The following is an 11435-nucleotide window of genomic DNA, read 5'->3' as shown; positions in this document are numbered from 1 at the left end:
GCCTACGCTTGAGCCTGGCAGGAGAACTCACATGGCAACCGTGGCAGTCACAGACGCAACTTTCGACGCCGAAGTCAAAAATTCCGATGTCCCCGTTGTGGTGGACTTTTGGGCCGAATGGTGTGGCCCGTGCAAGCAGATTGGCCCAGCCCTCGAGGAGCTATCGGCCGAAATGGCAGGCAAGATCAAGATCGCCAAGGTGAACGTGGATGAAAACCCGAACTCACCTGCGCAGATGGGTGTCCGAGGTATTCCGGCACTTTTCATCTTCAAGAACGGTGAAATCGTTTCGAACCGGGCTGGGGCCGCGCCTAAGGCTGCATTGCAAAGCTGGATCGAAGAGAGCATCTGAGAATTCCGAGGGCATCCGCAAGACGGGTGCCCTTACTCTATCGGCCAACCGGCAGCGGACAGTTTCTCAGCAATCTTGGCCTCGGCACTGCCATGGCCTCCGTTGATTGCCATGTGCTGCCACACCCACCACAGATATGCGGCGTAATCAGGCCGGTGCGACTGGATGCGGTCGAATGCATCCGGGTCTTGCCCATCTAGCATCACGTGATGAAAGTCGGTTTGACCAAACGCAATTGCAGGCTTTCCAAAAAACATCCCATCGAACGCCACGCTCGACGTCATCGTCACAATATACGAGCAGCGTGGCAGTAAGGCGTCCCGCCCGCCAGTCTGAATGCTGAGGTCCGGGTCACGCCTTTGCACTTCATTCAGTGCCGTCATCTCATCCGGGCTGTAGGTTTCTTTTGGGTGCAAGGTCGCAATGATCCGCTTTCCGGGGCAGGCGGCGCGCGTCTGGACGAGCATGTCGATCGGACTGCAGGATTGAAAGGAACGGTGATCCGTCAGGCGACCCTGTAGCGGCACGTAGATGAAATCATCGTCACCGACATGATCAAGCAGCGGCCCACAAATCCGCGCCTGCCAGTAGGAAAAGAAACGCCGCGCATCTTTTTGAGGGCAAGCCAAAGGATCGAAACGCGCCTGCGCAACATCCCACTCCCAGCGCTTGTCAGACGCCTGAATTTGCCAAAACGGATAGTGATAGACGCGGCGAAACGTCATCGCACGCTTGTTTGGCGGCGGCGTCATCTCGCAAAGCGCATAGCCACGTCGCGTGCCCGCCTTCAAGCGCTCGACCATTGTGTTCGCATGATAGGATATCTCGTATCCGGTTCGTTCCAACACATGCACAATCTTGGCGATGAAGTTGTGTTCTCCATTCCTAGCCCGGCGACGCGTGCCGTCATTAAGGTAAAAGCGAACACGTTTGGGGTGCGACATGATCGGACCCTAGGCGCAGCGGATCGAGCGAGCAACCGGCCCTTGCCCGTCCGTGAGCTGACCGCCATATATCCCCCCAACTGTTGAAGGAGAGCCAAATGGCCAGCTCAGACTTTCCCGGATGGCACGGGACCACGATCATCGGTGTTAAGAAGGGCGGCGAAGTCGTCATTGCCGGGGATGGCCAGGTGTCTCTTGGACAGACTGTCATCAAGGGGACGGCGCGTAAGGTGCGTCGGCTTAGCCCTGGTGGATATGATGTGGTGGCGGGTTTCGCCGGATCCACGGCGGATGCATTCACCTTGCTAGAACGACTGGAAAGCAAGCTGGAAGCAACCCCGGGTCAATTGGCGCGTGCGAGCGTCGAGTTGGCCAAGGACTGGCGCACCGACAAATACCTTCAAAAGCTTGAGGCGATGCTGATCGTATCAGATGGCGCCGACATGTTCGTTATCACTGGCGCAGGTGACGTCTTGGAGCCTGAGCACGATGTAACAGCGATCGGATCTGGTGGAAACTACGCCCTTGCCGCCGCAAGGGGCATGATGGACAGCGACCGTAATGCCGAAGCCGTCGCGCGCGACGCGATGCAAATCGCGGCCGACATCTGCGTTTATACCAACGGCAACCTGACAGTGGAGAAGATCAGCAAATGACCGAGATGACATATACACGTCTGGGCAACAGCGGCTTGATCGTGAGCCGCATGTGTTTTGGTACTATGACCTTCAACCATGGATCCGAGTGGATTCCCGGTGTTGCAAAGGTCGGTCAGGACGCCGCGACTGAGATGGTCGGCCATGCTCTGGATGCCGGCGTGAACTTCTTTGATACCGCCGACGGGTATTCGAGCGGTGAATCCGAAGATATTCTTGGGAAAGCGTTGGGAAAGCGCCGAAACGAGGCAGTGATTTGTACAAAGCTTGGCTTTCGTCAGACAGATCAGGTGGGGGATGCAGGTCTAAATCGCAGTCACGTCCTCAAGCAGATCGACGGCAGCCTGGACCGTATGGGGATGGACCACATCGATCTTTTGGTGCTGCACAAAACCGATTTCACGACGCCGATGGAAGAAACTCTGGCCGCACTTCAAACCGCTATTGAAGCAGGCAAGGTGCGCTATGTTGGTGTATCGAACTGGCCCGCCTGGCACATGGCCCGCGCCGTGCAGTACCAGCGTGACCACAGGATGACGCCCTTCATCGCCGGACAGTATCTGTACAATCTGGTGGCACGGGATATCGAACTGGATGTCTTGCCCATGATGGCCGAGATGGGCGGTGGGCTTATGGCCTGGTCACCGCTGGCTGGCGGTTTGCTGTCAGGCAAGTACGATCCGGGGAAACTGGAGGAGGGCGACGGACGGTTGAGTGAAGGCGGCGATTTCCTTGGTATCGACACCACAACCGCCCGCACGATGATAGAAACGCTGGCCGATATTGCAAAAACTCACAACGTACATCCGGCAACCGTGGCCTTGGCATGGTTGCTCGCTCAGGACCGCGGACATAGCGTGATTTTCGGTGCCTCGAAGATGAGTCATCTGGATGCGGCCTTGGCCGCGCCACAGCTGGAATTGGCTGATAACGAATTGGCGAAACTGTCCGGCATCGCGCCCCCTGCCAAGAGGTATCCGCATTGGTTCGATGCGATGATGACAGATGAATTGAATACCAAAATTCTGTCGTGAACGAAAAAAGGCCGCTGCAAATGCAGCGGCCTTCCTCCTGATAGAAAGCAGGATCAGTTCAGCTTGGCAACGCCCAACGGAACGTTGAACTTCTCGCACCAGATCCACACTTCGTTGTAGGTTGCGGCGTCAATGCCGTCGGGCACGTCAAAGGTCTGCTTGCCTGAATTGGCTTGCAGCAAACCCATAAGCGTATCGCTGTCATAGCCGTCACGGCCCAGCGCAACCTTGGGATCGGGGGCGCCATCGAACCAGAAATCATCCAGTAGGATCACCTGGCTTTTGCCGTTCTTGGTGACCACTTCGGCACGGCCTTTGGTCACGTGATTGCTTTTGCCAGTGAATTCACCGATGCGGCCATGTCCACCAGCTAGCGCAAAAGTTGGCAGTGCAGTGGACGCCATCAGGGTGGCGGACCCAATTAGGAATGAGCGGCGGTTGGTCATGGGATCGTCTCCGAGGGATTGATTTAATGGAAACAAGGTACGCCTATGCCGCGACAAAATAACCCAACCTCTCGCGCAAGTGACGCTGTGTTGATGAAATGCCCGTCAATCGTTGCGTTTCGCCAGTTTTCGCATAGGTAGGGCGTGAAACTTGTAACAAACGGGCCGCTTGTGACTGACCTGACCCCCCGCGAAATCGTCTCAGAACTTGATCGATTCATCATTGGCCAGAAAGATGCCAAGCGCGCAGTTGCTGTTGCGCTGCGGAATCGCTGGCGCAGAAAGCAGCTGGATGATGATCTTCGGGATGAGGTTTATCCCAAGAACATCCTGATGATCGGTCCAACCGGCGTCGGTAAGACCGAGATCAGCCGCCGTCTGGCCAAACTGGCACGTGCGCCATTCCTGAAGGTCGAGGCAACCAAGTTCACCGAGGTTGGTTATGTCGGGCGTGACGTGGAGCAAATCATCCGTGATCTGGTGGACGCTGCCATCGTGGAAACACGGGAATATATGCGTGAAGACGTGAAGGCCAACGCCCACCAAGCGGCAGAGGAGCGGGTCATCGAAGCCATTGCTGGCACAGATGCTCGCGATGCCACCCGCGAGATGTTCCGCAAGAAGCTGAAGTCGGGTGAGTTGGACGATACCGTGATCGAACTGGACGTCGCCGACACCAGCAACCCGTTCCCGACCATGGACATCCCCGGCCAACCCGGAGGCGGCATGGGCATGATGAACCTTGGCGACATCTTTGGCAAAGCGATGGGCGGTCGTACCGTGCGAAAAAAGCTGACGGTCGCGCAGAGTTATGAAGTATTGATCGGTGAAGAAGCCGACAAGCTGCTCGACGACGAAACCGTGACCAAGACGGCATTGGAGGCCGTTCAGGAGAACGGTATCGTTTTCCTGGACGAGATCGACAAGGTCTGCGCCCGCTCTGATGCGCGCGGCGCGGATGTCAGCCGCGAGGGCGTTCAGCGTGACCTGTTGCCGCTGATCGAAGGAACCACCGTCAGCACAAAACATGGGCCGGTCAAGACGGACCACATCCTGTTCATTGCATCCGGCGCCTTCCACATTGCAAAGCCATCCGACCTTTTGCCGGAACTGCAAGGCCGACTGCCCATCCGCGTCGAACTACGCGATCTAACCGAAGACGATTTCGTACGGATTTTGGAAGAAACGGACAATGCACTGACACTGCAATACACCGCTTTGATGCAGACCGAAAAGGTGACGGTGACCTTCGAACCCGAAGGCATTCGCGCCTTGGCTCGTATTGCAGCAGACGTAAACAAGAGTGTCGAGAACATTGGCGCCCGTCGCCTTTACACCGTGATGGAGCGCGTTTTTGAAGAGCTTTCGTTCAATGCACCTGACCGGGCCGGAGACGAGATCACCGTTGATGCTGATTTCGTCGAAACCCACCTCGGCGAACTTGCGCGATCCACGGACGTCAGTCGTTACGTACTCTAGCTGTTTGCTTCCTGCTCGGGTACATCCCATGGGATGATCGGGCAGGGGTATTTGATGCGCGCGATTCTATTTATTCTAGTTCTTATCGTTGCTGCGTGCAGTGACAGGACGGCTGCGCCCATTTTGCCCGAGGCCCAGCTAGTCGGAAAAAACCGCGACGTGTTCATCGGCACCACGCGCAGCATGAATGCGGCCGGAGAATTTGGAATTGGCAGGTCTGCTTCCTTGAACCTGTTGCAGGCCAAGGTATCGCTTCCGCCCGGTCGTACATTGGGTAGCGTATCGGACGGTCAGGAGCGCCCGAAACCAGACCGCGATTTTACAATTGCCGCATTGAACATCTACGAATCAAACGATGTGTTTCGCAGAGCTCTGGCCGCTGATCTTGCATCGCATCCCCCATCCGAGCGCGACGTGACCCTGTTCGTTCATGGGTTCAACAACAGTTTTACCAACTCCGCTTTCCGGATTGCGCAAATGGCCGAGGACCTAGAGTTGCCTGGTACCCATGTCACCTATTCATGGCCCAGCCGTGGTAACCCACTTGGGTATGAATATGATCAGGACAGCGCACTGTTTGCCCGCGATGGCCTTGCTGATCTGATGCACTTGATCCGATCTGTGGGACAGCCAGATATCGTCCTCGTCGCTCATTCGATGGGCAGTGCATTGGTGATGGAAACGCTCCGCCAGCTCGACATCGCGGAGCCCGGTTGGGTAGGCCGGAATGTCAGTGGTGTGATCCTTTTGTCCCCCGACATTAACGTCGATGTCTTTCGCAGTCAGTTTTCTCGTATCCAGACGGCACCGGATCCTTTTGTTGTTATGGTGTCACGTAAGGATGCAATCTTGCGCCTGTCATCACGACTGCGCGGCGAAAGGACCCAACTGGGCAACATCCAAAACACTGACGCCGTCGCAGACTTGCCGATTACGGTCGTCGACGTGACCGCGTTCAGCGATCGGAAATCCGGCAACCATTTCGTTGCGGCGGGATCGCCCGCTTTGATCCAGCTACTTCGCCGCTCATCTGAACTGGACAGTGAGTTCTTGCGCGGACGGGCCGGGTCGGTGCTGACTATTCCAGGCGCGCGCCGCATCCAATCCCCGCCACGCCGACCCTCAACCAGTGCAATCCGCAGCGAGGCCCGCTAGTGGCGACCATTTCAGGGTCGCAGCCTCTGGGCCACTTTCTGAAGAGCAACCGGCAATGGCTGGCGGCTGGTGCGCTGTTGACCTTGCTGTCATCCTTTGGGCAGACATTTTTCATCTCGATCTTTGCAGCACAGATCCAGGGTGAGTTTTCCCTCACCCACGGAAGCTGGGGCGCAATCTATGGTCTTGGAACCGCTGCATCCGCTGTGGTCATGATCTGGGCAGGCGGCCTGACAGACCGTTTCCGCGCTCGGAGCTTGGGTATGATCGTGCTCGCGTTGCTTGCTGGGTCGTGCCTGTTGATGGCTGTTAATCCATACGCTGCATTTCTGCCTATCGTGATATTCACGCTGCGTCTGACCGGGCAAGGTATGACAAGCCACATTGCAATTGTCGCGATGGCGCGCTGGTTCGTGGCGACGCGCGGTCGGGCACTTGCGGTAGCGACTTTGGGGTTTTCTTTGGGCGAGGCAATTTTGCCACTGCTCTTTGTGGCATTAATGGCATTTCTGGATTGGCGCGTGTTGTGGGTTCTGGCTGCTGCCATCGCACTACTGGGTGTACCCATCCTGTGGCGTCTGTTGGGGGAAGAACGCACACCACAATCCATGGCCGACGAAAACCAGAGCGTCGGGATGAAAGCCAGCCATTGGACACGCACAGATACGTTAGGTCACCCGCTGTTCTGGTTCATGGTGCCGGCGCTGATTGGCCCGGCTGCTTTCAACACTGCATTCTTCTTCCAGCAGGTCTATTTTGCGGAGATCAAGGGGTGGTCACACCTGTCCCTTGTGGCTTTGTTTCCCATTTACACCGTTGTCGGAATCGGGGCGATGATCCTGTCCGGCATCGCATTGGATCGGTTCGGCACTGCCCGGCTGATCCCCTTTTTCCAGCTGCCAATGGTTGTGGCCTTCGTAACCTTTGCACTTGCACAATCGCTGGCTGCGGCCGCCATCGGCTTCGTGTTTCTGGCCCTGACAACCGGTGCAAACTCGACCTTACCCAATGCGTTCTGGGCGGAGTTTTATGGCACGCGCCACATTGGTGCGATCAAGGCAATGGCTGCTGCGGTCATGGTGTTGGGCTCAGCAATCGGACCCGGTCTCACTGGTGGGCTGATCGACTTGGGCGTTGATCTGAATGTGCAATACGTGGGTGTGGCTGTCTATTTCCTGTTGGCGACTGCCAGCATGTGGATCGGAATACAGCGGGCACGCAACGATCTACCGCTGACGGCGTAGATACACATAGTATGCGCCGCCACCGCCATGGCGAACGTTGGCCTGACTGACCTGCAACACGACCGAAGACAAAGGTGGCATGGACAACCATTGCGGCACCTGATGACGCAGCACGCCAAAACGCACTGGTATGGGGCTATCATCATCGCGGTTCTTGCCTTTGCCCGTCACGACCAGAACCAACCGTTTGCCTTGAGACTGCGCAGACAAAATAAAACGCGTAAGCGCGGGGTGCGCGCGATCAAGAGTCATGCCATGCAGGTCCAGCTTACCCTCAGGCTTAAGCTTACCGCGCTTCATCTGAGTGAACGCTTTGCGATCCATCTGCACCGGCTGGGTCGTAACTTGATCCACGATGGAGGGCGTCAGGTTCACCGCGGTAGTTGGCCTAGAAGCAGATGGTTTGCCCAGCGCCGCGGTAACTTCAAACGTATGCTTCAAGCGCGGTTTCGGCGCGGGCGTTGTGACGAAATCGTCTGGATGAAATGGCTTTTCAGGGTGCAAACGATCGGTCCTGTCCGCCACTTTTCGCCACAGCTCTTCTTCGTCTGGGCGCAACTTGCGGCGGGTCATATCGCACTCTCAGGCAACAGGGCATAGGCACGTTGGATCGGCATCAACACCATCATCCGGCCTGGGTCCTTCAAACGCCCGGCATCCCGGCCTGCTTTGTCCCCGGTGCCAAAGAACACGTCAGCGCGTTGTGCACCTTTGATGGCCGATCCAGTATCCTGCGCGATCATTAATCGTCGCAAGGGTCCGTTCCCATCTTTTTCGATCCATACGGGCGCGCCCAAAGGAACAAAAGCCGCATCGACCGCGATGGACCGCATGGTCGTGATGGACCGGTTCATGGCACCCAACGGTCCGCGGTCAGCTGGCACTTCGCTCACTTCGCGGAAGAACACATAGGATGGGTTGTGGTACAGCAGCTCTTCGCCAACGACCGGGTTGTTTCGGACATAGTTTCGGATGACCTGCGCACTCACCTGATGTGAAGCAAATGTGCCGCGGCGCACCAGCTCTGCCCCGATGGATCGATACTTGTGCCCATTTGCTCCGCCGAACCCGACGCGCATCATTTGCCCATTGGGCAGACGAATACGACCGGAACCCTGGATTTGAAGAAAGAACAACTCGACCGGATCATCGACCCAGGCAATCTCGAGGCCACGACCTTGCATCACCGGTCCTTCGAGGATCTGGCGGCGGGTTAACCAAGGGCGGATGTGCCGCGCTTCGGGTGGCATGGCGTAGACTGGGAAACGGTAGCGCGCGCTGCGGCGGCGCGATCCGTCCAACTCCGGCTCAAAGTAGCCCGTGAACAGCGCAGGAGCGCCATCTTCGATCAGAACGGGACGGAAAAACAGTTCGAAAAAAGCACGCGCATCCGGAACGTCACCCGCCAAGGCGCACAGAGACCGCCAATCAGGGTCGTCCATATCCTTGCATGTATTGCGAAACGTGGTCAGCGCTGCGGCGTGATCATCCTGCGCCCAACCATCCAGTGCTGCAAAGTCCAACACCGTGTACTTCACATCAGAGGCAGCGGCGGTCATGGTCCAGAAAATCGCGCAGAATGTTAAGGCGCAGGAACGTACTACGCGTCTGTAGACACCAGTAGCCAATTCGGGTCGTTTGCCCCCATGGTTCTGGCGAAGGCCCATGTGTCCTTCTGCCGCTTCACCTCAGTTAGGCTACCTTCTACGATATCTCCGCCCTGATCGCGAACAGCGGATTTCAATTCTGCAACATAACGGATGGTAAGCTCACCTTCGCCCGTTTCAGGATCAAAGGTGGCGTCCATCAGTTTCAGCTCCCGGACGCCGATAAATTCGGCCTCGATGGTCAGACCTTGATCCTCGCGGGCAGCAACACCATCCACGAACGACTCATAAATCTCTTCTGACAGGAAGGGTTGAATATCGGCCAAATCACCCTGTTCATATCCCATTACGATCATCTCATAAGCGCCGCGGGCACCCTGCAAGAAGTCAGACACCTGAAAAGATGGTTCAACCCGTTTCATTTCCGCCAGCGCTTTGGCGGCGTTGCTGTCTTCGTCAACATGGTCGGTGATATCCAGGTCGGGGCCGCCCTCAATCACTTCAAAATCAAGTTTGCCAGAACGCTCAGACACCTGATTCGGAGCGGGGGGCTGTTCGAATCCTTCGCGCGTTCCCAGCACGTTTTTCAAGCGCAGGATCAGGAAAACAGCGATGCCAGCAAGGACCAGCAACTGGATAAGCGGAGAATTCATTAATGCCTCGTCATTCGGGGTCGGGTGGCAACAGCCTTGTCGGACCCTTATGTAGGTGCACGGGGGACGCAAGTCCACTGTACGGCTCCTTGTGGAAACGAAAGGATAATGCGGATGTGGCTGTTTCTGGCCTTTCTTCTGGTCCCATTGATCGAGATTGCCCTGTTCATACAGGTTGGCGGTGCCATCGGTTTGGGCTGGACCCTGCTGATTGTTGTCATCACGGCTGTTCTGGGCACTATGCTGGTGCGTGCTCAGGGCATGCAGGCGCTGGGGCAGGTAAAATCATCCTTCAGCCAGATGCGCGACCCAAGCGAAGCATTGGCGCACGGGGCCATGATCCTGTTTTCCGGTGCCTTGCTGCTAACCCCGGGTTTCTTCACGGATGCGGTCGGATTTGCACTGCTTGTGCCGGGCGTGCGGCTTGCTGTTTTCCGTTGGGCACGAAGCCGCATCAACGTCACCACATTCTCAACTCACGGCCAAAGACCGCCGCGGCCAGACATTGTTGAGGGTGAATACACCGAAGTTGATCCCGATCAGCGTGAAGTTCGGGGGCCATCAGGCTGGACCAAGCATTGAGGCCAGGGGCCCAAGCTGATACGAAGCGCGGGATTTATCGTTTCCCTCGGAGAAAGAGCTGATGGCCGAAGAACAAGCCACACCACCCGCAGCGCCGCAGATGCGTGTGCTGGGCCAATATATTCGCGACATGTCATTTGAAAACATCGTGTCGCAAAAGGGCGCAGCGCCAGACGTGCAGCCCGATGTACAGGTGCAAGTCAATCTGGACGCCAAGAAGCGCGGCCAGGAGAACCAGTACGAAAGCGCGATCAAGCTGAACGTGACATCAAAGGCGAAAGAGGGGGACACGGTCCTTTTCGTTCTCGAAGTTGACTATGTTGGCATGTTCCACATTGAAAACGTACCAGAAGACCAGCTTCATCCTTTCCTGCTGATCGAATGCCCTCGCATGATCTTCCCATTCCTGCGCCGTGTGGTCAGCGACATCACGCGCGACGGTGGCTTCCCGCCGCTGAACCTTGAGAACATCGACTTCGTATCTCTTTATCGGAACGAAATCGCGCGCCGTCAGAAAGAGGCAGCGCCGGCCGAACAGCCGATCAACTAATAGATGTGAATATGCAGGAAGGCCCGGTCATCGCACCGGGCCTTTCTTATTTCGGCCAAAGGGCGTCATCGCCCAGTTTGGCGACAAACGCCGCATGGGCCTCACGCTCTTGTCCAGTCACCCGAGATGGCAAAGCACGTGGGCGGGGCGGCGGCGTCCAGCTTTCGACCTCGATCGTATTGGACCCAGACCCGGATGACGTCGACAACCCGAAGTCGGGCTGACGTCCGCCAATCAGTTCCAGATAAACTTCGGCCAGGATTTCACTGTCGAGCAAAGCGCCGTGCAGCGTTCGGGCGGAGTTGTCGATTCCAAATCGACGGCACAATGCGTCCAGTGAAGCAGGTGAGCCGGGAAAGCGGCGGCGGGCTATATCGAGCGTATCGATAGCGCGATCAAATGGAAGTTGCGGTAGCCCTATCCATTTCAGTTCAGCATTCAGAAACTTCATATCGAAGGCTGCGTTATGGATCACCAGCTTTGCATCACCCACAAAGTCCAGGAATTTTTGGCCCAGCTCCGCAAACTTTGGCTTACCGCGAAGGAAGTCGTCGCCCAGCCCGTGCACTTCGAACGCCTCCTGCGGCATCGAGCGCTCCGGGTCGATGTATTCGTGAAACACTTTATCCGTCGGGACATGGCCGATCAGCTCAATGGCTCCGATTTCAACAATCCGGTCGCCGCCTTCGGGGTCAAACCCGGTCGTTTCAGTGTCGAGAACGATTTCACGCAT

The 11435-nt window shown here is 56.8% G+C and carries 14 protein-coding genes; 8 read left to right on the top strand and 6 right to left on the bottom strand.

All coding sequences use genetic code 11. The features are described from left to right. Window positions 1-31: 31 nt before the first annotated feature. Window positions 32-352, top strand: a complete 321-nt coding sequence (trxA, locus tag Q1A51_RS16520) for a thioredoxin (protein WP_299203380.1) — start codon at window positions 32-34, stop codon at window positions 350-352. Between the two features lie 32 nt (window positions 353-384). Here the strand turns inward: trxA and Q1A51_RS16515 are convergent, their stop codons facing one another. Then, the gene (locus Q1A51_RS16515; RefSeq protein WP_299600813.1) at window positions 385-1296 is read right to left on the bottom strand and encodes a hypothetical protein; all 912 of its coding nucleotides are present in this window, start codon (window positions 1294-1296) and stop codon (window positions 385-387) included. Window positions 1297-1394: 98 nt separating this feature from the next. On the opposite strand from Q1A51_RS16515, the gene hslV reads away from it, so the two are divergent. Together hslV and Q1A51_RS16505 are read left to right on the top strand one after the other, a co-directional pair. Further along, window positions 1395-1952 carry an ATP-dependent protease subunit HslV gene (gene hslV, locus Q1A51_RS16510; protein ID WP_299203375.1) on the top strand — a complete coding sequence of 186 codons (558 nt, stop codon included), beginning with the start codon at window positions 1395-1397 and terminating at the stop codon, window positions 1950-1952. Continuing rightward, a complete protein-coding gene (locus tag Q1A51_RS16505) occupies window positions 1949-2986 on the top strand; it encodes an aldo/keto reductase (protein ID WP_299600810.1) in 1038 nt (345 codons plus the stop codon). Before hslV ends, Q1A51_RS16505 begins: the two co-directional genes overlap by 4 nt. Window positions 2987-3039: 53 nt before the next feature. On the opposite strand, the gene Q1A51_RS16500 is transcribed toward Q1A51_RS16505, so the two are convergent. Then, on the bottom strand, window positions 3040-3432 hold the full coding sequence (locus Q1A51_RS16500) for a DM13 domain-containing protein (RefSeq protein WP_299600808.1): 393 nt from the start codon (window positions 3430-3432) through the stop codon (window positions 3040-3042). A 171-nt stretch (window positions 3433-3603) separates the two neighbouring features. Here Q1A51_RS16500 and hslU point away from each other — a divergent pair, with 171 nt between their 5' ends. The 3 genes from hslU to Q1A51_RS16485 all read left to right on the top strand — a co-directional run bounded on the left by hslU (window position 3604) and on the right by Q1A51_RS16485 (window position 7310). After that, window positions 3604-4911: an ATP-dependent protease ATPase subunit HslU gene (gene hslU / locus Q1A51_RS16495; protein WP_299600805.1), complete on the top strand. Its 1308-nt coding sequence runs from the start codon at window positions 3604-3606 to the stop codon at window positions 4909-4911. 159 nt (window positions 4912-5070) lie between these two features. Continuing rightward, window positions 5071-6066, top strand: a complete 996-nt coding sequence (locus Q1A51_RS16490; RefSeq protein ID WP_299671409.1) for an alpha/beta fold hydrolase — start codon at window positions 5071-5073, stop codon at window positions 6064-6066. Next, window positions 6066-7310 carry an MFS transporter gene (locus tag Q1A51_RS16485; RefSeq protein ID WP_299600801.1) on the top strand — a complete coding sequence of 415 codons (1245 nt, stop codon included), beginning with the start codon at window positions 6066-6068 and terminating at the stop codon, window positions 7308-7310. The genes Q1A51_RS16490 and Q1A51_RS16485 overlap by 1 nt, the downstream gene beginning before the upstream one ends. On the opposite strand, the gene Q1A51_RS16480 is transcribed toward Q1A51_RS16485, so the two are convergent. From Q1A51_RS16480 to Q1A51_RS16470, 3 genes are read right to left on the bottom strand one after another with little or no spacing between them, the layout of a single operon-like run. Then, entirely contained in the window at window positions 7293-7883 is a 591-nt protein-coding gene (locus Q1A51_RS16480; RefSeq protein ID WP_299600799.1) for a Smr/MutS family protein, read from the bottom strand. The two genes, Q1A51_RS16485 and Q1A51_RS16480, sit on opposite strands and share 18 nt — an antisense overlap. Further along, a complete protein-coding gene (locus Q1A51_RS16475; RefSeq protein ID WP_299600796.1) occupies window positions 7880-8869 on the bottom strand; it encodes a murein transglycosylase A in 990 nt (329 codons plus the stop codon). The genes Q1A51_RS16480 and Q1A51_RS16475 overlap by 4 nt, the downstream gene beginning before the upstream one ends. Before the next feature lie 41 nt (window positions 8870-8910). Continuing rightward, window positions 8911-9570 carry a Tim44/TimA family putative adaptor protein gene (locus Q1A51_RS16470; RefSeq protein WP_299600793.1) on the bottom strand — a complete coding sequence of 220 codons (660 nt, stop codon included), beginning with the start codon at window positions 9568-9570 and terminating at the stop codon, window positions 8911-8913. A gap of 114 nt (window positions 9571-9684) precedes the next feature. Here Q1A51_RS16470 and Q1A51_RS16465 point away from each other — a divergent pair, with 114 nt between their 5' ends. Beyond that, window positions 9685-10152, top strand: coding sequence for an FxsA family protein (locus tag Q1A51_RS16465; RefSeq protein WP_299203345.1), 468 nt, complete (start codon window positions 9685-9687; stop codon window positions 10150-10152). A 61-nt stretch (window positions 10153-10213) separates the two neighbouring features. After that, window positions 10214-10702 carry a protein-export chaperone SecB gene (gene secB, locus Q1A51_RS16460; RefSeq protein WP_299600789.1) on the top strand — a complete coding sequence of 163 codons (489 nt, stop codon included), beginning with the start codon at window positions 10214-10216 and terminating at the stop codon, window positions 10700-10702. Between the two features lie 46 nt (window positions 10703-10748). Here secB and dnaQ read toward each other — a convergent pair whose 3' ends face one another. Next, entirely contained in the window at window positions 10749-11435 is a 687-nt protein-coding gene (dnaQ, locus tag Q1A51_RS16455) for a DNA polymerase III subunit epsilon (RefSeq protein WP_299600787.1), read from the bottom strand.

Origin of the sequence: uncultured Tateyamaria sp. (assembly GCF_947496075.1) — a bacterium.
In the GTDB taxonomy this organism is placed as follows: Bacteria; Pseudomonadota; Alphaproteobacteria; order Rhodobacterales; family Rhodobacteraceae; genus Tateyamaria.
Note: the sequence above shows the minus strand (reverse complement) of the source record. Positions and strands in the feature narration are given on the sequence as shown.